Raw genomic sequence first — 19,628 nt, 5'->3', positions numbered from 1 at the left:
TCCCGTTCTTCGCCGGGGGAAACCCCGAGCGCGAATCCGTTTGCGCCCCCGGACGTTTACGTATGCCCGACCCAGCCGGCGAGCCGCACCTGGGTCGGATGCGGTTGCTCCCCCCGCGCGCGGCTGTCGGCGTAGAGCTGCCGCATGACCGCCTGCCACGACTCCATCGACGGCGCCGTTCCCCACATGCCCTCGAACAACCCGGCCGTCTCGGCGCCGCGGTCGGTCAAGGCGTACACCGGGCCGCCCCAGTCGCGGTTGTCGACGGTCATGTCGGCGATGGCGAATCGGCCATTGCTGACCGCGCCCACCGTGCCACACCGTTGGCCGGCGGATATGCGGAATTGGCACACCGGGAGGCCCTGTTCCACACGCAGGGTGGACGCCTCGTGCAAATGGCGTCCGGTCGGCAATTGGTCCGTGGCGGCCACGCCCGGTGCGAGCGCGATGACCTCGTATTCGACCGGCAGCACCGCGGCATCCATCGCGTCATCGGCCGTTTGACGGCGGGCGAGCACCACCGCGCCCACGAGGCGCTTGTCCCGGTCGGTCACCAGCGATCCGCCATCACACTGACCGCTGGAAAGCGCGACCCGCAGGCGCGTTTCGACGAACCCCACCATGCACAACGTGTCGCCCTGGCGAATCTGCATGCCGGGGAAAACCGTCACCCCGGCATCGGCATGTGCCCGCGGGGAGGCGCCGAACCAGATCACCGCGAGCGCGCACGCGATCACCAATCGACAGCAGCGGTCACGCATCGCTTCCATTGGGCCACACCGCCCCTCGCATTCGTACGGGTCAGGGTGGCGGCGACGTACCCGCTGGCGGCACCCTGAAACGGCCGCCGGCCCCGCTGGCCGCCAAGCGAATCGCCGGTCCCCCAGCGGGGCCAGAAAACGAAGACTTCGTGCCCCTCGTGGCCGCGGACCCGGCAGCGACCGGCGCCCGCACTAGTCTCGTAACAGGTTGAGCTCACAGCTGAACGTCCTGGAGCCCGGCGCGCAGCGCACCCGGCACTCCCCTCACCACGGCCGATCGGCGCACCACATGACTACTCAACGCCCCACCGATTCACCGGACCGCTGCCGGTACATGACCGACTTCCACGGCGCGCGACTGTACGTGTATGCGCGCAGCCTGGGCACCGTCCTGCGCGTCGACGGCGAGATCGACGCATCGAACGCACACCAGTTCGCCCAGGCGATCCGCCGCTTCGCCCGCCTGAAGACCCCGTTGATCATCGACCTGAGTCACCTGGAATTCCTGAGCATCGACGGCTTTCGGGCGTTGCTCGTCCTCAACCGCGAGCATCAGCAGGCCCGGGTGCACTGCAGCGTGGTCACCGGCGCCGCGATCCGTCCGCTGCTGCACATCGTCAACGACCATGGCCTGCCCGTCGTCGGATCGGTGGCCGAGGCCCTGCAACTCATCGAGGACATCGTCAGGGCGCGGCGCCGATTCCTGTCCGACATGGTCCGCAACCGCCAGCAGCGCCACGTTCACGCCATCTCCTCTTGAGGCGCGCCGGCCGTCCGCGGTTTTACGGCGTCCCACTGGCGGATCCGCAGATAATTCAGTAAGTTAATGTTTCAATAACTTAACCGCATGCCGGCGGGCCGGGCGGGCCGCCGACCGGTGTTTGTTTACTCGCCAAAGGGGTATCAGCGCGTGAACCTGAGCCGTTCGAGTCGGCGGCGGACCGACCTCGCGAGGGAGGGTTCGGTGGAAGCTGTGCGCCCGCTTGCCAGGGTGCGCCTCTCCGAGACCGCGCCGACGGGCCCGGCGTACCTGCTCGCCGGGGACCAATGGGAAACCTGGCGAACGGGATTCCGCAGGGCCGTGCTGGCGTCGGTCGGCGCGTTCGTCGACGCCCGCTGCGCCGAGGAGCTGGGCCCTTGCGGCGTCGACGTCGCCCGCGACATCCTGATGGAGTTCGTCAGCGACGGCAAGTGTCTGCGCTCGACCTTCATGTACCTGGGCTGGCTGTGCGGCGCTCCGCCCAGCTACGCCGCGCTGTCGGCGGCCGCCAGCCTCGAGCTGCTGCACGCTTTCGCGCTGCTGCAGGACGACGTGATGGACGATTCGGATGCGCGGCGGGGCCGCCCCGCCGCGCATCTGCAATTCGCCGCCTGGCATCGCCGCCGCGGGCTGTCCGGCTCGTCGCGGCGGTTCGGCGAATCGGCCGCCATCCTGCTCGGCGACCTCTGCCTGATCTGGGCCGAGCAGATGCTGCGCGACAGCGGCCTGCCCCGCGTCCACCTCACCCGGGTCTGGCCGCGCTACGATGCCATGCGCACCGAACTCGCCGTCGGCCAATTCGCCGATCTCGCAATCGATGTGCGCGACCTTCCAACGCTGCAGGGCGTCCTCCAAGTGGCCCGGCTGAAGTCGGGCAACTACACGGTGCGCCGGCCCCTGGAGATCGGCGCCGCGATGGCGGGGTGCGACGGGCACACGCTGGCCGCGCTCGGCGACTACGGCTGCGCCGTCGGCGAGGCGTTTCAAATGCGCGACGACATCCTCGGCATCTTCGGATCGCCCGCCACCACCGGCAAACCCAACAGCACCGACCTGATCGAGCGCAAGGCCACGAGCGTGGTGGTGGCCGCCCACGAATTGGCCGACCCGTCCACGCGGCGGCAATTCCGCGAACTGATGAGCAGCGATCGGCTCGACGATTGCGCGCTGGATCACTGGCGCACCCTGATTATCGCGACCGGCGCCGTGGGCTGGATCGAGGAGATGATCGCCGACCGCATCGGGACGGCTCGACAAGCGCTGGACCGCAGCGCAATTGATCACCGGTTGATGACCGCGCTGGCCGACATGGCCGGCCTGTGCACGCGGTGGGCGGCATGAGCGCGATGGGGTGCCACGGATGAAGACGGTGCGGGGGCGCACCGACCACGTCGTGGTGGTCGGCGCGGGATTCGCCGGGCTCGCCGCCGCGCTGCACCTGGCCGGCCGCGGCCGGGAGGTGACGGTCCTCGACCGGCACCCCTGGCCCGGCGGGCGGGCGGGCCGCCGCGATATCGACGGCTACCGCATCGACACCGGTCCGACGGTGCTCACGATGCCCGACCTCATCGACGAGGCGTTCGCCGCCGTCGGCGAAACCGCCTCGCAACGCCTCGAACTGCTGCCGGTCGATCCCGCCTACCGGGCGATGTTCGCCGACGGCAGCACGATCGACGTCCACACCGACGCCGACCGAATGGCCGCCGCGGTGCGCGAATTCGCCGGCCCGCGACAGGCCGACGGGTACCTGCGGCTGCGTGAATGGCTGAACCGCTTGTACCGCACCGAGTTCGACGGGTTCATCGCCGCCAACTTCGACTCCCCGCTGTCGCTGCTGAACGCGCAGCTGGCGCGGCTGGTGCTGCTCGGCGGGTTCCGGCGTTGGGACACGATGGTCAAGCGCCACCTCAGCGACCCCCGGCTGCGCCGGGTGTTCACCTTCCAGTCGCTGTACGCCGGGGTGGCGCCGCAGCACGCCCTGGCGGTCTATGCGGTGATCGCCTACATGGACACGGTCGCGGGCGTGTTCTTTCCGCGTGGTGGGGCGCGGGCACTGCCCGACGCGCTCGCGGCCGCGGCCGCCGACGCCGGGGTGCGGTTCCGCTACGGGTCGACGGTCACCGCGCTGGAACGCAGCGGCGAGCGAATCACCGCCGTGCGCACCGACGACGACCGCATTGCCTGCGACGCCGTGGTGTTGACGACCGAGCTGCCGCAGGCCTATCGGCTGTTGGGCCGGCAACCGCGCCGTCTCGTCCCGCTGCGCGCGGCGCCTTCGGCGGTGGTCCTGCACGTCGGGTGCAGCGCCGCGCCGCCCCAAAGCGCCCACCACACCATCCTTTTCGGCTCGGCCTGGGAGCAGACGTTCACCGACATCGTCCGCTCAGGCCGGCTGATGGCCGACCCCTCGCTGCTGGTCACCCGGCCGACGGCCGGCGACCCGCGCCTGGCGCCCGCCGGGCGCGACCTGCTCTACGTGCTGGCGCCCGCCCCGAACCTGTCGCGCCGCGCCATCGACTGGTCGCGCATCGGCGGCGCCTACGCCGACTCCCTGCTCGACGTCGTGCAGGACCGGCTGCTGCCCGGGCTGCGTGACGACGCCCGGCTGCTGCACGTCGACACCCCCGCCGACTGGGCCCGCCAGGGCATGGCGGCCGGCACGCCGTTCGCGCTGGCCCACACGTTCGCCCAGACCGGGCCGTTCCGGCCGGCCAACACGGTGCGCGGCATCGACAACGCGGTGCTGGCCGGGTCGTCGACCCTGCCCGGGGTCGGGGTACCGACCACGTTGATCTCCGGGCGGCTGGCCGCCGACCGCATCACCGGGATGGCCGGGGCGACAACGACAACCCTCGTCCTGAAGGCCCGATCGCGATGATCCGCACGGAGCTGGACGCCGCCGGGATCGAGGATGCGCGCCTGCGCGCGGCCTATCGGCGCTGCCGTCAGATCGCGGCCGAACACGGCCGCACCTATTTCCTGGCCACCCGGCTGCTGGCCCCCGACCAGCGCCCGGCGGTCCACGCGCTGTACGGCTTCGCCCGCCACGCCGACGACATCCTCGACGAGCTCGACCCGGCGCTGGACGGCTCCGTGCGGGCCGAGCGGCTGCGGTGGCTTTCGGAGCGGTTCTTCGCGGGCGGCGAGCATCACGACGAGCCCGTCCTCGCCGCGGTCGACGACACCGCGCGCCGCTACGGGATCAGCGCGGACCTGTTCGAGGACTTTCTCGCCGCCATGCGCATGGACCTCACCGTCACCGACTATCCGGACCGGCCAGCGCTCAACCGCTACATGCACGGCTCCGCGGAAGTCATTGGGCTGCAGATGCTTCCGATATTGGGCACCGTGTGCGACGCCGACGAGGCCGCGCCGTACGCCGCGGCGCTGGGCCGGGCGTTTCAGCTCACCAACTTCCTGCGTGACGTCGACGAGGACTTGATGCGCAACAGGATCTATCTGCCGGCCGACGAACTCGCCGCCTTCGGCGTGGACCGCGCGCTGATGCGGTGGTGCCAGGACCACCGGCGCACCGACGTAAGGGTGCGGGCCGCGCTCGCGGCCCAGCACCACCTCACCCGCGAGGTCTACCGTTTCGCCGAGCGCGGCATCGCCCTGCTGGCGCCGCGGTCGCGCCCCTGCGTGGCGACGGCGTTGACGCTCTACTCCGAAATCCTCGATTGCATTGAGGACAGCGACTTCTCGGTGTTCACCCGGCGCGCCACCGTCGGCACGGCGCGACGGCTGCGGGTCGCCGGCGGCGCGCTCGTGCGGTCGTGGCGGGTGCGGATCGCCGAGCAGCGAAGGCCCGGTGCGGCGTGATCGACCGATGGCAATACCTCATCCTGCTGGGCCTGTGCCTGGCGGTCACGGCGCCGCTGGAGCTCTTCGGCGCCGGGGTCTACCGCCACCCGCGGCGGATCGCGCGCGCGGTGTTCGGGGTCGCGGCGCTGTTCCTCCTCTGGGACGCGGTGGCGATCGCCGCCCGGGTGTGGACCTACAACGGCGACTACATCACCGGAATCCGCATCCCGTTCGGGATCCCCATCGAGGAAGTGTTGTTCTTCGTGGTGATCCCGCTGTGCGCCCTACTGACCTACAACGCGGTCACGGCGATCCTCGATCGGGCCCGGCGACGGTGACCGGCCTCGGCTACACCGCGCCGGCGATCGCCTCGGTTTTGGCGGTGTGCGCGCTTGAGCTCGCGGTGTTGCACACCGGGCTGTTCCGCCGGCCCGCCTACTGGTTGTCGATGCTGATCGTGCTCGGCTTTCAGGTCCCCGTCGACGGCTGGCTGACGAAACGCAGCGCCCCGATCGTGATCTACGACGAGAGGCAGACCAGCGGCGTGCGGTTTCCGTTCGACATCCCCGTCGAGGACTTCCTATTCGGCTTCGCACTGGTGACCGCCGTGCTGTTGTTGTGGGAGCGCCAGCGTGCGCATCGGTAAAACGGGTCTGCCCCGCGCCGAGGTGCCCGACGCCTTCGACGGCGGCGCGGCGGCCTACGACGGGCTGGTCGGCGCGAACCCCAATTACCATGCGGGGCTGGGCCTGTCGGCTCGCCGCATGCGGCTGCCGGGACGGGGCCGGGGTTTGCGCCTGCTCGACGCGGGCTGCGGCACCGGCGCGTCGACGGCCGCGCTGCTGGCCGCGGCGCCCGAGGCCGAGATCGTCGCCGTCGACGCGTCGCACGGAATGCTCGATGCGGCAACGGCAAAGACGTGGCCGTCGTCGGTGCGGTTCGTGCACGCGCGCGTCGAAGAACTGGCCGAACACGGCATCCGCGGGCCGTTCGACGCCGTCCTGGCCGCCTACCTGTTGCGCAACCTGGCCGACCCGGATCGGCAACTGCGGGCCTTCCGCGAGTTGCTGCGGCCGGGGGGCGTGCTGGCGGTGCACGAGTACTCGGTGCGCGATTCCCGCGCCGCGACTTTGGTCTGGCACGCCGTGTGCTGGGGCATCATCATCCCGGCCGGGTGGTGGCGCACCCGCGACACCACGCTGTACCGGCACCTGTGGCGCAGCGTTCTGGCCTTCGACGGGGCGACGCGGTTCGAGAGGCGGTTGCGTGATGCCGGCTTCGCCGCCGTGCGCACCCAGACCATGCCGGGCTGGGAACGTGGCGTCGTGCACACCTTTCGCGGCGAGGCGACCGAATGATGGACCGCCGCCGCCAGATTCACCCGGCGCCGCCGGGCTCACCTAACGCGGGCGCGCTGTCGTCGCGGCCGCACACCGTCGTCGTCGGTGCGGGAATCGCCGGCCTGGCCGCCGCGACCGGGCTCGCCGAACGGGGGATCGCCGTGGACGTCCTGGAGCGCCAGGACTACCTCGGCGGCCGGGTCGGCGGCTGGACCGAAGACCACGGTGGCACCCGGCTGGCGATGAACCGCGGCTTCCACGCCTTCTTCCGCCAGTACTACAACCTGCGGGCCCTGCTGCGCCGGGTCGATCCCGAGCTGCGCATGCTCGCCCCCGTCCGCGACTATCCGCTGATCGACGGTGCCGGGCGCCGCGACAGCTTTCGCGGATTGCCCCGCACCCCGCCGTACAGCGCGCTCGCATTCGCGTTGCGCAGCCCGACTTTTCGGCTCGCTGACCTCGCGCGCATCAACGCCCGCGCCGCCGCCCCGCTGGCCGCGGTCTCGGTTCCCGACATCTACCGACGGCTCGACCACATCGACGCCGAAACGTTCCTGAAGGCCATCAACTTTCCCGACTCCGCGCGTCACCTCGCGTTCGAAGTGTTCTCGCGCAGCTTCTTCGCCGAGCCGGCGCAATTGTCGGCCGCCGAGTTGGCGACCATGTTCCACATCTATTTCCTCGGCTCCAGCGAGGGCCTGATCTTCGACGTCGCCACCGCCAACTTCGATGCGAGCCTGTGGAATCCGCTGCGGGACTACCTGAGCGGCCGGGGTGTTCGGGTACACCTCGGTACGGCGGTGTCCCGGATAACCCGGGACGGCAGCAAAACCCTTCGGGTGCACACCGATTCCGGCGACCGCCTGGACGCGGACGCGGTGGTGCTGGCGCTCGACCTCGGCGGACTGCAGCGGGTGGTGACGGCCTCGCCCGGGCTCGGCGACGACGCGTGGCGTGACCGGATACGCCGGCTGCGCATCGCGCCGCCGTTCGTGGTTCATCGGCTGTGGCTCGACCGGCCCGTCGACGCGAACCGGGCCGCCTTCCTCGGCACCGCCGGTCATCCGCCCGTCGACAACGTCAGCGTGCTCGAGCGCTACGAACGCGAGGCCGCCGACTGGGCCCACCGAAACCGGGGCTCCGTCGTCGAATTGCACTCGTATGCGGCCGGTTCCGAATCGCCCGCCGCGGCGGCGGTCGCGCGGCTGCACGCGCTGTATCCCGAAACCGCCGCGGCGCGGGTCGTTTGCGAGCGCGAACTGCGCCGCGCCGATTGCCCGTTGTTTGCGCCGGGGACCTACGCGCACCGGCCGACGGTGGGCACGCCGCAGCCCGGGCTGGTGCTAGCCGGGGACGGGATCCGCGTGGACCTGCCGGTGGCGTTGATGGAACGCGCGGCGACCACCGGCTGGTCGGCCGCCAACCGCCTGCTGGGCTCGTGGGGCCTGGCCGGCCACCAACTGTGCACGGTTCCCACCCGCGGGCGGTCGGCGCTGCTGCGGGCCCTGGCCGAGCGGCAGGGGCGCCCCCGATGAGCGTCGGCGACCGACTGCGCCGCCGCTGGCCGAAAGACTGGCCCGTCGGCGTGATCCCGCGCGTCGCATGGGCACAGCAGCGTCCCACCTACCGCGACGCGAAGCCCGGGATCATCAACGCCGCACTGGAACGGGCGGAGCGCCGCCCGACCGGAAACTGGTTTGTGTTCGCGGCCAGCCGCGACGTGCGCACCGGCCGCCCGTTCGGCGCGCGCGTCGGCGGCGTCGAACTGGTCGCGTGGCGGGACACGCACCGGCGCTTGCGCGTCGGCCCCGCAACCTGCCCGCACCTGGGCGCCGACCTCGCAACCGGACTCGTGCGCGGCGGCGTGCTGTTCTGTCGTTGGCACGGGCTGGCTATCGACGGGCAGACCTGTGAACTCGGCTGGAAACCGTTGCCCGGCCACGACGACGGCGCGCTGGCCTGGGTGCGCCTCGATACCGTGGGCGGAGAAGAGCCGCTGGACCAGCCGGTGGTCGGACCGCGGCCCGCCGGCGACACCCTGACGGCCGTCACCCGCGTGGACGGCCACTGCGAACCGTGCGACATCGTCGCCAACCGGCTCGACCCGTGGCACGGCGCCTGGTTTCACCCCTACTCGTTCACCCGCCTGGAGGTGCTCACCAACCCGACCGAGGAAGACGACCGCTTCCTCGTCTCGGTCACCTTCCGGATGGGTCGCTTCGGTGTGCCCGTGATCGCCGAATTCACCGCCCCCGAGGCGCGCACCGTGGTGATGCGCATCGTCGAGGGCGAGGGGGCGGGCAGCGTCGTCGAAACCCATGCCACGCCAACCGGTCTCGGGTCGGACGGGCGCCCGGGCGTCGCCGTGATCGAGGCGACCATCGCCGCTTCGCCGCGCCCGGGCTTCCGGGCCGCGCGGCACGCGGGTGCGTTGATCACGCCGCTGATGCGCTACGCCGCGTCCCGGTTGTGGCGCGACGATCTGGCCTACGCCGAACGCCGCTATCGGGTCCGAACGGGCGGCTGACATGCCGGCCGTCGTGCTCACCGCGGGGCGCACGTCGCCTACCTGCTCTACGTGCCCTGCGGCGGGTTTCTGGCGCTGCGCTGGCCGCACACCGCGTGGCTGCACGTGGCGGCCGTGTGCTGGGGCGTGGCCGTCGTGACGCTACGGCGGCCGTGCCCGCTGACCTCGCTGGAGAATTGGGCGCGCGCCCGCTCCGGAATGAACCCGCTGCCCGCAACCGGTTTCGTCGGCCGCTACGTCGCCGGCGTCTGTTATCCGCGCGGACGCACCCGCGCCGCCCAGGCCTTAGCCTTCACCGCCGCCGCCGTCTCCTGGGTCGCCCTGGCCCGAGGGGGCCGGCGCACCTGACGCCGGCGCTGCGGGTGCTCGGGTATGGTTCGCCCAGACGCGGTGATCGTGTCGGGTTTTCGACGCGCGCGCGGATAGGTGTCGGAGTGAAGGATGCGGGTAGGTGACCAAGCGCCGCACACAAGATCCACCGCCCGACCGGGCCGAGCTGGAGCGACAGTTGTCCGCGGACATGCGGGCGATCACGGCCCAATCCGACCGCATCGGCCGCCACTTCGCGCGGACGAACGACGTGAGCAGCAACGACTTCCACGCCCTGTTGCACATCATGGTCGGCGAGACCGCGGGCAAGCCGCTGACCCTGGCGCAGCTGCGGCAGCGCATGGACGTGTCACCCGCCGCGATCACCTACCTCGTCGACCGGATGATCGAGGCCGGCCACATCCGGCGCGAGCCCGACCCCGAGGACCGGCGAAAATGGCTGCTGCGCTACGAGGAAAGCGGCATGACGCTGGCGCAGGGCTTCTTCAGGCCGCTTCGTGATCATCTCAGCGCGGCCATGGCCGACCTGAACGACAAGGACCTCGCCGCCGCGCACCGGGTTTTCATGGCGATGATCGCGGCGCTGTCAACCTTCGAAGACGACCTCACCGCCCCGCCCGCCAAAACCCCGCGGTAGCACCGGCAAGCGCCGCTCGACCAGGTCCGCACCGCGGCCCACGCCGCCGGTCGCGGCGAACCCCGCTGCCCCAGCCAAAGTCACGGCCATGCGTTCGCCCTCACGTCGGTATGACGCCGGCGTCGCGCAGCGCGCGCAAATCGGCCGCGCCGCACCCGTGCAGACAGATCCGCAGCTCGTCGACGAATCGCCGCAGCCACGCCGTCACCGCGTCCGCGGACTCGGTCGCCGCGCGCAGCAGCGGCCGGGCCACGGCCACCACGTCGGCGCCCAGGGCGAGCGCTTTGGCCGCGTCCATGCCGGTGCGGATCCCGCCGGAGGCGACCAACGGAATGCCGGGCAGCCCGGCGCGCACCTCGCCTATCGCCTGCGCGGTCGGTATGCCCCACTCGGCCAGATCGGGGTAGCGGATTTCGCCGTAGCGCACCAGTTGCTCGACGCGCGACCACGACGTGCCGCCGGCGCCCGCCACGTCGATCGCCGCCACCGGCGGCTCACCGGTCAACCGCAGCAACTCGGCGACCGCCGCCGCACCGATTCCGTGGCCGACCTCCTTCAGCAGCACCGGGTAGCCCAGCGCGTCGGTCAGGTCGTGCAGCCGGTCCAGCGAGCCGGCGAAGTCCGTGTCGCCGTGGTCCTGGATGGCCTCTTGCAGCGGATTGGTATGCACCGCAAGCGCATTCGCCCCCACCCGGTCGAGCGCACGGACGATGTCGGGCAGCCCATCCTTGGTCAACTGGGACAAGCCGATGTTGCCGAACAAGAGCACGTCGGGCGCCACGTCGCGGACGGCGAAGCTTCCGGCGGCCCGCTCCCCCAGCACGCTGTCGAGCATGACGCGCTGCGAACCCAGCATCATGCCCACGCCCAGTCGTTGCGCGGCGGCGGCCAGATTGCGGTTGATCGTGCCCGACAACTGCGCGCCGCCGGTCATGGCGCCCACGAGAACCGGCGCCCGCAACCGCGCGCCGAGGAACTCGGTGGACAGGTCGACGTCGTCCAGGCTGGTCTGGGTCAAGGCGTTGTAGGGCAGGCGGAGTCGCTCCAAGCCCGTTGTGACGCGCGCGTAGCCCACGTCGCCGTCGAGGCACACGTCGATGTGGCGGCGTTTGCGCGCCGTCATGCCGCCGGGGCCATCCGTCATGACACCTCGATCCGGCGGCCGCGGTTCAGCAGCCAGATATGGGTGGACAGCACGAACGCGAATGCGCACCACGCGGGATAGAGGATCAGCGGCGCGGCGCGCCTTCCACGGACGGCGATGGCGCGACGGGCCAAGTCGGCGCTGCTGAGCGTCAGCGCCGCGTTCAGGCCGGCCGCCGCCGCCAGCCGGCGTCGGTTGAAGAACAACCACGACCAGCCGGCGTTCAGCACGAGATTGACCGCGAGCCACAACCCATAGGTGCGCAGCGCAGGCCCGTTCCGCGTGTCGCGCAGCCGGTCGACCGCGGTCGCCGACACGACCGCGATGTCGGCGTACAACGCCGGCCACACGATCGGGAACACCATCCGCGGGGGCTGATACGCGGGCTTGCGCAGCCGTTCGTACCAGATCGATTGAACCGCCGGGCGAGTGGCCAGCCCGCCGACGGTGGAGGCCGCCGCGACGCCTAAGGAGGTGGCGATCAGAGTGGAAATGCGCATCGAGGATCCTTTACGTTCACCGTTATGTGGTACCCACGTCCGCGCCGAAGACGCGAACTTCGTTGCCGAAGCCGCGCATGCCGTCGATGACCGCGGTCAGCACCTGGTGGGCCGCGGTCAGGTCGGCGTCGGGCAACTGCGCCATCGCGGCGTGGGTATGAGCGGCCAGCGGGACGAAGAAGTCGCCGGCCATGTCGAGATCCCGTTTCGCATAGCGCAAGATGACCTTGCGGCGGTCCGACGGATCGGTTTCGCGCCGGAGATGACCGGAGTTGATCATGCGCTCGACGAGGTAGGTGATCGCCGCCGCGGACAGGCCCATCTTGTGGCGCAGCTCCCCCGAGGTCATCGGCGTGCCCGAAGTCTCGGCCACCAGGACGTGCAGCAGGGCGCGAAAATCACTGGGGCGCAATCGATACACCGCGGCGAAGGCGCGACCCAGCTGGTCGGATTCGGCGGTGAGGGCACGCGCGTCGGCCGCGATCAGCGCTTCGAGCCGCGCACGTTCGGTGCCACCCGTCATCAACTCCGAGCGTACCAGCCGATCGTTAATTTGATTAATGGTTAAGTGACTGAAAGGATTGTGGGCGTGGCATGGGACGCTCTGGCCGCCGCCGTGACGGGCCGGCGTTCCTGGCTGCCCGGATTGGCGGCGGTCCTGCTGGGTATTGGCCTCATGGTGCTCATCGGCGGCAACACGGCGGCGGGCCAGGCACCGCAGTCGGTGCCTTCGTCCTCCGATTCGGCGAAGGTCGACGCCCTGGCCCGCGAATTTCCCGGGGGTGACCGGGCTGCGCTGATCGTCGTGGTCAACCGCGCCGACGGCGCGGCGCTGGACCCCGCGGACGTCGGCGCCGCGCAGGCGGCCCTCGAGCGGACGGCGGCACAGTCCGGACAGCCCGGCGCGGCACCGGTGCGGGTCTCGGCCGACGGCAAGGCCGCCATCGGCATCGCGTCGGTGAGCGCCGAGTTGTCCGGCCTGGCCCTCGACGACGCGGTCGCCGCCATGCGCACCGCCGCCGCCGACCGGCTGCCCGCAGACCTGCGGGCCCACATCACGGGCGGGCCGGCGTTCGGGGCCGACATCGCCAACGCGTTCACCAACGCCAACGTCACGCTGCTGGCGGTGACGGCGTCGGTGGTGGCGCTGCTGCTCATCGCCACCTACCGCTCGCCGGTGCTGTGGCTGGCCCCGCTGCTGGTGATCGGGTTCGCCGACCGGGTCGCGACTTCGGTGGGCACCGCGGTGGCGGGTCTGACCGGGCTCAGCTTCGACGGATCCACCTCGGGAATCACCAGCGTGCTGGTGTTCGGGGCGGGCACCAACTACGCGCTGCTGCTGATTTCCCGCTACCGGCAAGAACTTTCGCGGCATGGGCAAAGTTCATTGCCGCCGAGAGCCCCCAAAATGCCAACAATCACCGGCGCGTCGCGTACAAACACGGGCGCTCGCGGGAACGGCGCGCCCGAGTCGCACCATCGTGACGCGCTGCGCCGGGCCGTGCGCATGGCCGCGCCGGCCATCGTCGCCAGCAACGCCACCGTGGTGCTGGCGCTGCTGACGCTGCTGTTCGCGTCGACGCCGAGCACCCGCAGCCTGGGCGCGCTGGCCGCGTGCGGGCTGGTGGTCGCCGCGGTGTCGGTTCTGGTGGTGCTGCCGCCGGTCCTCGCGCTGTGCGGCCGGCGCCTGTTCTGGCCCTTCATCCCCCGCGCCGACGGCGGCGCCCGCCCGGATTCCGGGCCGTGGCACCGCATCGCCGAATGGGTGAATCGCCGACCCGCGGTGGTCGCGGTGGTCGCGATCGCGGTGCTGGGTGCGCTGGCCACCGGCCTGCTGGGCACCCGAATCGGCTTGTCGCAGACCGAACAGTTTCGCGTCCGCGCGGATTCGGTGTCCGGCTACGACGTGGTGGCCGCGCATTTCCCCGGCGGCACGGCCAGCCCCACGCTCGTCGTCGCCCCCACCGACCGGACCACCCAGGTGCAGCGGGCGATCGGCTCCACCCCGGGCGTGGTGTCGGCGGGCGAGACCGGCCGGTCGCCTGACGGGTTGACCAAGTGGGCCGTCGTGATCGACGCGCCGCCGTCGTCCGAGCGGGCGTTCAAAACTGTGGCGGCCCTGCGGGATTCGACCCGGGCCGTCGCCCCGGACGCGCTGGTGGGCGGGGCCGACGCGCAGGCGCTGGACGTCCGGGACGCCGCCACGCACGACCGGCGGCTGCTCATCCCGGCCATCCTGGGCGTGATCCTGGCCGTCCTGTATGTGCTGTTGCGCTCGGCGCTGGCGCCGCCGGTGCTGCTCGCCGCGACGATCCTCGGCGCGCTGGCCGCGCTGGGCCTCGGCGGCTGGGCCAGCGTGCACGCCTTCGGTTTTCCCGCGCTGGACAACGGCACCCCGCTGTTCGCCTTCCTGTTTCTGGCCGCCCTCGGCGTCGATTACACCATCTTCTTGGTCACCCGCGCGCGCGAGGAGGCGACCGCCCACGGCGGCTCGCACGGCATGGTCCGCGCGGTGTCGGCCACCGGCGGCGTCATCACCAGCGCGGGAGTCGTTTTGGCGTCCGTCTTCTGCGTGCTGGGGGTGTTGCCGCTGATCGTGCTGACGCAGCTGGGCATCATCGTCGGCCTCGGGATCCTGCTCGACACCTTCGTCGTGCGCACCCTGGTCATACCCGCGCTGTTCGCCCTCATCGGCGAGCGCATCTGGTGGCCGGCCCGCCAAACGTCAACGGAGACACCGTGACCAAGCTCCTCAACGGCTGAGCCCGTGCCCGCGCTGCTGTGGTTTCGCCGCGACCTGCGGCTGACGGATCACCCCGCCCTGGCCGCCGCGGCCCAAGACGGGGACGTGCTGGCCTGCTTCGTCCTCGACCTGACGCTGGAGGCCTCGTCGGGCCGGCGCCGGCTGCAGTTCCTGGGCGACGCGCTGCGGCGCCTCGACGACGACCTCGGCGGCCGGCTGCTGGTGACCCGCGGGCGGCCCGAGGAGCAGATCCCGCGGATCGCCGGCGAGATCGGCGCGTCGTCGGTGCACATCTCCGCCGACTTCGCGCCGTACGGGACGCGCCGCGACGAAAAGGTCCGTGCCGCACTGGGTTCCATGCCGCTGGTCACGACGGGGTCGCCGTACCTGGTGTCACCCGGGCGCGTCACGAAGCCCGACGGCTCGCCCTACCAGGTGTTCACCCCGTTTCTGCGGCGGTGGCACCAGACCGGGTGGCGGGCGCCGGCGCGATCGGGCGCCGACTCGGCGCGATGGATCGACCCGGCGCGGCTGCCGGTCGATCGGTGCGAGATCCCCGACCCGGGCGTGACGCTCGACATGGCCGCCGGCGAGTCGGCGGCACGCAAGCTCTGGAAGTCGTTCGTGGCCAACGGGTTGGAGCGCTACGCTGAGGACCGCAACCGGCCCGACCTGGCGGGAACCAGCCGGATGTCGGCGCACCTGAAGTTCGGTACCATCCATCCCCGCACCCTGGCCGCCGACCTCGACCTGCGTGGCACCGGTGCGCGAGCCTATTTGCGGGAGCTGGCATTTCGCGACTTCTACGCCGACGTGCTGCACCACCACCCGGCCAGCGCCTGGCGGAACTGGAACCGCCAGTTCGACGGCATCCGCACCGACACCGGTCCCGAGGCCACACGCCGCTTCGAGGCCTGGAAGGCCGGCGAGACCGGCTTCCCGTTCGTCGACGCGGGGATGCGTCAGCTGCGCGAGACCGGCTTCCTGCACAACCGGGTGCGGATGGCCGTCGCGTCGTTTCTGGTCAAGGACCTGCACCTGCCGTGGCAGTGGGGCGCCGCCTGGTTTCTGGATCAGCTGGTGGACGGCGACCTGGCCAACAACCAGCACGGCTGGCAGTGGTGCGCGGGGTGCGGCACCGACGCCGCGCCGTACTTCCGGGTGTTCAACCCGGTCACCCAGGGCGCGAAGTTCGACCCGGCCGGCGACTACGTCCGCCGCTGGGTCCCCGATCTGCGCTCGGCCGGCGACCCGCACCTGCGCAAAGGCGAACGGCCACAAGGGTATCCGGCGCCGATCGTCGACCACGCGCGCGAGCGCGCCGAGGCGCTGCGTCGCTACCAGAGCCTCTAGAGGCCGAGCTCCTGGTCGATCTGCGCCCAGTACTGGGGACCGTCGGGCGTGAGGATGACCCAGTCGTGGATCTCGCCGTTGCCCAGCACGAAGTTGAACGGCGCCCCCGCCAAAGCGGCGTCGTGCTGAAGCACCAGCACGTCGGGCGAAAGCGAATCCAGGTTGCCCGAGTACACGTAGGTCTTCGGGAGCCCGTTCAGCGACCCGTATAGCGGGCTCACCATCGGGTTGGTCACACCGCCCGGGAGGTTGCCCGCCCACGCCTTGCCGATCAACTGCCCGGCCCCCACGGGCAGCAGGGGATCCTGGACCAGCCCGATGTTGGGGTTGGTCATCCCCACGTCCAGCCACGGCGACAGCAACACCATTGACGACGGCTCGGTATCGCCGTGGCCCTGGATGTATTCGGTGGCCGCCAGCGCGAGGTTGCCGCCGGCGGAGTCGCCGATCACGCTGACGTGCGGCGCCCCGTGCGCGGAGACTTGCGAGCTGATGAAGCCGGCCATGTTGGGCACCACCGTGCCGGCGGTGCCGCCCTGCTGCAGCAGCGGGTAGATCGGCACCTCGATGGTCGCGCCGGTCTGATACGCCATCACCGTGTACTGCAGCCAGTGGAAGATCGAGGGCGGGAAGATGAACGCGCCGCCATGGATGGCGACCACATAGTTGCCGTCGGGATGGGCCGGCGCGATCTGCACGACCTGCATCCCGTTGTACGTGGTGGTCTGGACCGTTTCCCCCATCAGCAACGTCAACAGCTGTGGCGGGTGGTTGCCGATGAAGAAGTCCAGGACCGGGATGTTGCCGGTAAACAGCTGCAGCAGCGGGGAATTCGGCGACGAGATCATCGTGTCGAGCCCGGAGAAGGCCAGGAACGGTTTCACCGGGTACAGCGCCGCTTCCTCGAACCGGGTGAGCAGCGAGGGCGTGCCGGTGTAGGTGCCCGTCTGGTTCGCGGCGAACGGCGGGTCGGCGCGCAGCCCGAAGATCCCATTCAGGATCGAGTCGCCCACCCGGGTGATCCCGCCGCCCAGGATCGTGGGAGCCTGCTGGATTTCCTGCTCGACGAGGGCGAACCCGTTGCCGAATGCCTGGGCGAATTCGCCGGGCAGGTTTTGCAGCGCCTGCTCCCAGTTCCCCAGCTGCGCGACGGTGGCCGACGCGCTGGCGTGATACCCGCCCATCGCGGCGACGTCCTGGGCCCACATCTGCTCGTAGGCGGCCTCGGCGGCCGCGATCGCCGGCGCGTTCTGGCCGAACAGGTTCGACAGCACCAGCGACACGAACTGCCCGCGGTTGGCCGAGATCAACGCCGGATCCACGATCGTGGCCAGCGCCGCCTCATACGCGGTGGCCGCCGCGCGGGCCTGCGCGGCCGACTGCTCGGCCTGAGCGGCCGCGCCCCCCAGCCAGTCGACATAGCGGGCGGCCGCGCTCGTCATCGACGCCGACGCCGGGCCCTGCCAGGCCTGCCCGGCCAAATCCGACGTCACCGAACCGAACGCGTTGGCCGCCGAACTCAACTCCGCGCCGACCCCGTCCCAGGCCGCCGCCGCCTCCAGCATCGGCGCCGGCCCCGGCCCGTCGAGCAACAGCACCGAATTCACCTCGGGCGGCCACACCGAAAAGCTCATTTACTGCTCCCCTCGACTTCGACCCGACAGCCCCCTTTAAGAAACTCATAGAAACGTACATCCTCGGATCCGCCCGCGACCAGAGCCTTGACGCCACGGGATGCCGGTGGAAACTAGCGGTGTGGCTCGCATCGTCGACTCCGACCAGCACCTCTACGAGGGCCGCTCGATGTGGGCCGACCACATCGACCCGGGTGCCCGCGACGACGCGCTGAGCCTGGTCGACGACGAGCTCGGCTACACGTGGCTCAGCTGGCGCGGCTCTCACCTGGGCCTGGCCGACGTCCATCTGCCGGGGAACACCGCGTCCTGCGGGGAGCACCGCAACCGGCAACGGGCCGGCAAGCCCGCCTCCTACCGGTACGACGAGGCGTTGCCGGCCGCCTACTGGCAGCCCGCGTCGCGACTGGGTTGGCTCGACGACGCCGGGCTCGACGAGGCGGTCCTGTTCCCCAACTTCGGCCTGCTGTGGGAGCGTCGCCTGTCGTCGTCGCTTCCGGCGTTGACCGCCAACATGGGGGCCTGGAACCGATGGTGCGCGGACGTGCGCGCCGACGGCGCCGGGCGGCTGCATCCGGTCGCGCATCTGACGCTGCGCGACCCGGAGTGGCTCGAGGCGGAGCTGGAGGCGCTGGCCGCCGCGGGCGTCACGCTGGCCATGATCGGCGCCGGGCCGGTGGACGGCCGGCAGCTGTCGCACCCGCAGCACGACCGGGTCTGGTCGGCGTTCGTCGATCACGGCGTCACGCCGGTCTTCCACGTCGCCGATCAGGTCCGTGTCTTCGACGATTGCTGGTATCCGGACGATCAACGCGGGGATCTGGCCGCGGTCACCGAGGGTGTATTCCTGTGGGTGCCACCGGCATTGGCGCTGTGCGACCTGATCCTGCACGGCGTCTTCGACCGTCACCCGCGGCTGCGCTTCGGCGTGGTCGAGCTCAGCTCCGCCTGGGTGCCGCAGTTCCTGATGATGCTGGACGGCGCGTCAGCGTTCACCACGCTGCTCAACGGCGAGCCGGTGGCGAAGCTGGCCCGGCGCCCCAGCGAGTACTTCCTCGACCACGTCCGGGTGTCCTCGTTCTCCTACGAGAACCCCAAGCAGCTGGCCGAGATGAGCGGCGACGTGTTCATGTTCTGCAGCGACTATCCCCACTCCGAGGGGACCGCGACGCCGCTTGCCGACTACCGGCGGATGGGCTGCGAAGAACACGACATGCCCGGCCTCTTTCACACCAACGTGGACGCGCTGCTCAACCGGTAGGGGCCCCATCGCGATACCGCGGGTGATATCGCATTGCAGACGGCAACATGCCGGCACTCGTGGTACCGGAGTGGCCAGTGTGACAAGATCGCCGGCTACCGCGCCGCCTTTTTGCGTTCGATGTCGGCGAGCGCGGCGGCCAGCTCGGCGCGCTGGGCGGCCGAGCTCTCCCAGGACAGCTGCCGGTTCTTGACGACCTTGGCCGGCGCGCCGACCGCGATCGAGTAGTCGGGGACGACGCCGCGGACCACCGCGTGCGAACCCAGCACGCAGCCGCGCCCGATGGCCGTGCCGCGCAGGATCGTCACCTTGACGCCCACCCAGGTGTCGGGCCCGATCCGCACCGGGGACTTGACGATGCCCTGGTCCTTGATCGGGACGTTGATGTCGTCCATGCGGTGGTCGAAATCGCAGACATAGCACCAGTCGGCCATCAGCACCGAGTCGCCGAGCTCGATGTCGAGGTAGGTGTTGATCACGTTGTCGCGGCCCAGCACCACCTTGTCGCCGAACCGCAGCGAACCCTCGTGCGCGCGGATGGTGTTCTTGTCGCCGATGTGCACCCACCGGCCGATCTCCAGCTCCGCCAATTCCGGTGTCGAATGGATCTCGACGCCCTTGCCGAGGAACACCATGCCGCGGGTGATGATGTGCGGGTTGGCCAGCTTGAACTTCAGCAGCCGCCAGTAGCGCACCAGGTACCACGGGGTGTAGGCGCGGTTGGCCAGCACCCATCGCAGCGACGCCAGCGTGAGGAACCGCGCCTGGCGCGGGTCGCGCAGCATCGATCCCCGCCAGCGGCGGTGGAGCGGAGCATTCCACATGCTCGTCATG

Annotated in this window: 19 protein-coding genes and 1 pseudogene; 14 read left to right on the top strand and 6 right to left on the bottom strand. The window is 70.8% G+C overall.

The window, feature by feature from the left end:
- Nucleotides 1-56: 56 nt before the first annotated feature.
- Nucleotides 57-770 carry an Rv1815 family serine proteinase gene (locus AC5Y4Z_RS12505; protein ID WP_499964103.1) on the bottom strand — a complete coding sequence of 238 codons (714 nt, stop codon included), beginning with the start codon at nt 768-770 and terminating at the stop codon, nt 57-59.
- A 199-nt stretch (nt 771-969) separates the two neighbouring features.
- Between AC5Y4Z_RS12505 and AC5Y4Z_RS12500 the strand changes: the two genes are divergently transcribed.
- The 11 genes and pseudogenes from AC5Y4Z_RS12500 to AC5Y4Z_RS12450 all read left to right on the top strand — a co-directional run bounded on the left by AC5Y4Z_RS12500 (nt 970) and on the right by AC5Y4Z_RS12450 (nt 10,159).
- Nucleotides 970-1,521, top strand: a complete 552-nt coding sequence (locus AC5Y4Z_RS12500) for an STAS domain-containing protein (RefSeq protein WP_499964101.1) — start codon at nt 970-972, stop codon at nt 1,519-1,521.
- Nucleotides 1,522-1,725: 204 nt separating this feature from the next.
- The gene (locus AC5Y4Z_RS12495) at nt 1,726-2,862 is read left to right on the top strand and encodes a polyprenyl synthetase family protein (protein ID WP_499964099.1); all 1,137 of its coding nucleotides are present in this window, start codon (nt 1,726-1,728) and stop codon (nt 2,860-2,862) included.
- Nucleotides 2,863-2,881: 19 nt separating this feature from the next.
- Nucleotides 2,882-4,399, top strand: coding sequence for a phytoene desaturase family protein (gene crtI / locus AC5Y4Z_RS12490; RefSeq protein WP_499964097.1), 1,518 nt, complete (start codon nt 2,882-2,884; stop codon nt 4,397-4,399).
- Nucleotides 4,396-5,343, top strand: coding sequence for a phytoene/squalene synthase family protein (locus AC5Y4Z_RS12485; RefSeq protein ID WP_499964095.1), 948 nt, complete (start codon nt 4,396-4,398; stop codon nt 5,341-5,343). The genes crtI and AC5Y4Z_RS12485 overlap by 4 nt, the downstream gene beginning before the upstream one ends.
- Nucleotides 5,340-5,663, top strand: a complete 324-nt coding sequence (locus tag AC5Y4Z_RS12480; RefSeq protein ID WP_499964093.1) for a lycopene cyclase domain-containing protein — start codon at nt 5,340-5,342, stop codon at nt 5,661-5,663. The genes AC5Y4Z_RS12485 and AC5Y4Z_RS12480 overlap by 4 nt, the downstream gene beginning before the upstream one ends.
- A complete protein-coding gene (locus tag AC5Y4Z_RS12475; RefSeq protein WP_499964091.1) occupies nt 5,660-5,971 on the top strand; it encodes a lycopene cyclase domain-containing protein in 312 nt (103 codons plus the stop codon). Before AC5Y4Z_RS12480 ends, AC5Y4Z_RS12475 begins: the two co-directional genes overlap by 4 nt.
- Nucleotides 5,958-6,683 carry a class I SAM-dependent methyltransferase gene (locus AC5Y4Z_RS12470; protein WP_499964087.1) on the top strand — a complete coding sequence of 242 codons (726 nt, stop codon included), beginning with the start codon at nt 5,958-5,960 and terminating at the stop codon, nt 6,681-6,683. Before AC5Y4Z_RS12475 ends, AC5Y4Z_RS12470 begins: the two co-directional genes overlap by 14 nt.
- Entirely contained in the window at nt 6,680-8,200 is a 1,521-nt protein-coding gene (locus AC5Y4Z_RS12465; RefSeq protein ID WP_499964085.1) for an FAD-dependent oxidoreductase, read from the top strand. Before AC5Y4Z_RS12470 ends, AC5Y4Z_RS12465 begins: the two co-directional genes overlap by 4 nt.
- On the top strand, nt 8,197-9,192 hold the full coding sequence (locus AC5Y4Z_RS12460) for a Rieske (2Fe-2S) protein (protein WP_499964083.1): 996 nt from the start codon (nt 8,197-8,199) through the stop codon (nt 9,190-9,192). Before AC5Y4Z_RS12465 ends, AC5Y4Z_RS12460 begins: the two co-directional genes overlap by 4 nt.
- Before the next feature lie 39 nt (nt 9,193-9,231).
- Nucleotides 9,232-9,540 (top strand): annotated as a pseudogene (locus tag AC5Y4Z_RS12455) (DUF2784 domain-containing protein); the annotation flags it as partial.
- A 103-nt stretch (nt 9,541-9,643) separates the two neighbouring features.
- Complete coding sequence (locus AC5Y4Z_RS12450) at nt 9,644-10,159, top strand: MarR family winged helix-turn-helix transcriptional regulator (RefSeq protein WP_499964080.1); 516 nt, start codon at nt 9,644-9,646, stop codon at nt 10,157-10,159.
- A gap of 100 nt (nt 10,160-10,259) precedes the next feature.
- Here AC5Y4Z_RS12450 and fni read toward each other — a convergent pair whose 3' ends face one another.
- The 3 genes from fni to AC5Y4Z_RS12435 are packed head-to-tail and all read right to left on the bottom strand — an operon-like array spanning nt 10,260 to nt 12,326.
- Nucleotides 10,260-11,303 (bottom strand): type 2 isopentenyl-diphosphate Delta-isomerase, encoded by a 1,044-nt coding sequence (gene fni / locus AC5Y4Z_RS12445; RefSeq protein ID WP_499964078.1) that lies wholly within the window; start codon nt 11,301-11,303, stop codon nt 10,260-10,262.
- Nucleotides 11,300-11,803, bottom strand: a complete 504-nt coding sequence (locus tag AC5Y4Z_RS12440) for a TspO/MBR family protein (RefSeq protein ID WP_499964076.1) — start codon at nt 11,801-11,803, stop codon at nt 11,300-11,302. The genes fni and AC5Y4Z_RS12440 overlap by 4 nt, the downstream gene beginning before the upstream one ends.
- Before the next feature lie 22 nt (nt 11,804-11,825).
- Entirely contained in the window at nt 11,826-12,326 is a 501-nt protein-coding gene (locus AC5Y4Z_RS12435) for a MarR family winged helix-turn-helix transcriptional regulator (protein ID WP_499964074.1), read from the bottom strand.
- 66 nt (nt 12,327-12,392) lie between these two features.
- Here AC5Y4Z_RS12435 and AC5Y4Z_RS12430 point away from each other — a divergent pair, with 66 nt between their 5' ends.
- Both AC5Y4Z_RS12430 and AC5Y4Z_RS12425 read left to right on the top strand, forming a co-directional pair.
- Nucleotides 12,393-14,546, top strand: a complete 2,154-nt coding sequence (locus tag AC5Y4Z_RS12430; protein ID WP_499964072.1) for an MMPL family transporter — start codon at nt 12,393-12,395, stop codon at nt 14,544-14,546.
- Between the two features lie 24 nt (nt 14,547-14,570).
- The gene (locus AC5Y4Z_RS12425; RefSeq protein ID WP_499964070.1) at nt 14,571-15,899 is read left to right on the top strand and encodes a cryptochrome/photolyase family protein; all 1,329 of its coding nucleotides are present in this window, start codon (nt 14,571-14,573) and stop codon (nt 15,897-15,899) included.
- On the opposite strand, the gene lipY is transcribed toward AC5Y4Z_RS12425, so the two are convergent.
- Entirely contained in the window at nt 15,896-17,533 is a 1,638-nt protein-coding gene (gene lipY, locus AC5Y4Z_RS12420; RefSeq protein ID WP_499964068.1) for a triacylglycerol lipase LipY, read from the bottom strand. The genes AC5Y4Z_RS12425 and lipY overlap by 4 nt on opposite strands.
- Nucleotides 17,534-17,654: 121 nt before the next feature.
- Here lipY and AC5Y4Z_RS12415 point away from each other — a divergent pair, with 121 nt between their 5' ends.
- A complete protein-coding gene (locus AC5Y4Z_RS12415) occupies nt 17,655-18,794 on the top strand; it encodes an amidohydrolase family protein (protein ID WP_499964066.1) in 1,140 nt (379 codons plus the stop codon).
- 95 nt (nt 18,795-18,889) lie between these two features.
- On the opposite strand, the gene AC5Y4Z_RS12410 is transcribed toward AC5Y4Z_RS12415, so the two are convergent.
- Nucleotides 18,890-19,627, bottom strand: coding sequence for an acyltransferase (locus AC5Y4Z_RS12410; protein ID WP_499964064.1), 738 nt, complete (start codon nt 19,625-19,627; stop codon nt 18,890-18,892).
- Nucleotide 19,628 lies beyond the last annotated feature (1 nt).

This window comes from Mycobacterium sp. NGS63 (genome assembly GCF_059812295.1).
Note: the sequence above shows the minus strand (reverse complement) of the source record. Positions and strands in the feature narration are given on the sequence as shown.

Bases quoted from the DNA above. Each gene is read 5' to 3' on its own strand.
- AC5Y4Z_RS12505 (WP_499964103.1), bottom strand. From the start codon at position 770: ATGGAAGCGATGCGTGACCGCTGCTGTCGATTGGTGATCGCGTGCGCG.
- crtI (WP_499964097.1), top strand. From the start codon at position 2,882: ATGAAGACGGTGCGGGGGCGCACCGACCACGTCGTGGTGGTCGGCGCG.
- AC5Y4Z_RS12485 (WP_499964095.1), top strand. From the start codon at position 4,396: ATGATCCGCACGGAGCTGGACGCCGCCGGGATCGAGGATGCGCGCCTG.
- AC5Y4Z_RS12465 (WP_499964085.1), top strand. From the start codon at position 6,680: ATGATGGACCGCCGCCGCCAGATTCACCCGGCGCCGCCGGGCTCACCT.
- AC5Y4Z_RS12460 (WP_499964083.1), top strand. From the start codon at position 8,197: ATGAGCGTCGGCGACCGACTGCGCCGCCGCTGGCCGAAAGACTGGCCC.
- fni (WP_499964078.1), bottom strand. From the start codon at position 11,303: ATGACGGATGGCCCCGGCGGCATGACGGCGCGCAAACGCCGCCACATC.
- AC5Y4Z_RS12440 (WP_499964076.1), bottom strand. From the start codon at position 11,803: ATGCGCATTTCCACTCTGATCGCCACCTCCTTAGGCGTCGCGGCGGCC.
- AC5Y4Z_RS12435 (WP_499964074.1), bottom strand. From the start codon at position 12,326: ATGACGGGTGGCACCGAACGTGCGCGGCTCGAAGCGCTGATCGCGGCC.
- lipY (WP_499964068.1), bottom strand. From the start codon at position 17,533: ATGAGCTTTTCGGTGTGGCCGCCCGAGGTGAATTCGGTGCTGTTGCTC.
- AC5Y4Z_RS12410 (WP_499964064.1), bottom strand. From the start codon at position 19,627: ATGACGAGCATGTGGAATGCTCCGCTCCACCGCCGCTGGCGGGGATCG.